The 853-nt window shown below is 36.3% G+C and carries 1 protein-coding gene; it reads left to right on the forward strand.

Going from position 1 to position 853, the window contains the following annotated elements; all coding sequences use genetic code 11:
• The first annotated feature begins 117 nt into the window (after positions 1-117).
• A complete protein-coding gene (locus ACYU8V_RS00005) occupies positions 118-798 on the forward strand; it encodes an IS6-like element IS1216 family transposase (RefSeq protein ID WP_001015311.1) in 681 nt (226 codons plus the stop codon).
• The last annotated feature ends 55 nt before the right edge of the window (positions 799-853 follow it).

Consider the following 853-nt stretch of genomic DNA (forward strand, 5'->3'; position numbering starts at 1 on the left):
ACTTCTTCATTTTCAGTCTCCTCCTTAACTATATAGTTGGAAGGGTTCTGTTGCAAAGTTTTAAATCTACTATCAAATAAGGTAGAATAATAGAAAAAGATAGCAGGAGGAATGACGATGAATCATTTTAAAGGAAAGCAATTTCAGCAGGATGTGATTATTGTAGCCGTGGGCTACTATCTTCGTTATAACCTTAGCTATCGTGAAGTTCAAGAAATCTTATATGATCGTGGCATTAACGTTTCTCATACGACGATTTATCGTTGGGTGCAAGAATATGGCAAACTACTCTATCAAATTTGGAAAAAGAAAAATAAAAAATCCTTTTATTCATGGAAAATGGATGAAACGTACATCAAAATTAAAGGAAAATGGCATTATTTGTATCGAGCCATCGATGCAGATGGTTTAACCTTGGATATTTGGTTACGTAAAAAACGGGACACACAAGCAGCCTATGCTTTTCTTAAGCGGTTAGTGAAGCAGTTTGATGAACCGAAGGTTGTAGTCACAGATAAAGCCCCCTCTATTACAAGTGCCTTTAAGAAACTAAAAGAATACGGCTTTTATCAAGGGACAGAACATCGTACCATTAAATACCTGAATAATTTGATTGAACAAGACCATCGTCCAGTAAAGAGACGCAATAAATTCTATCGAAGTTTACGCACTGCCTCTACCACGATTAAAGGCATGGAAGCCATTCGAGGATTATATAAGAAAACCCGAAAAGAAGGCACTCTCTTCGGGTTTTCGGTCTGTACTGAAATCAAGGTATTATTGGGAATCCCAGCTTAAATCATAGATACCGTAAGGGATTTTATTCTTTATTTAAAACTTTGCAACAGAACCC

The organism is Nocardioides ultimimeridianus (genome assembly GCF_054777895.1).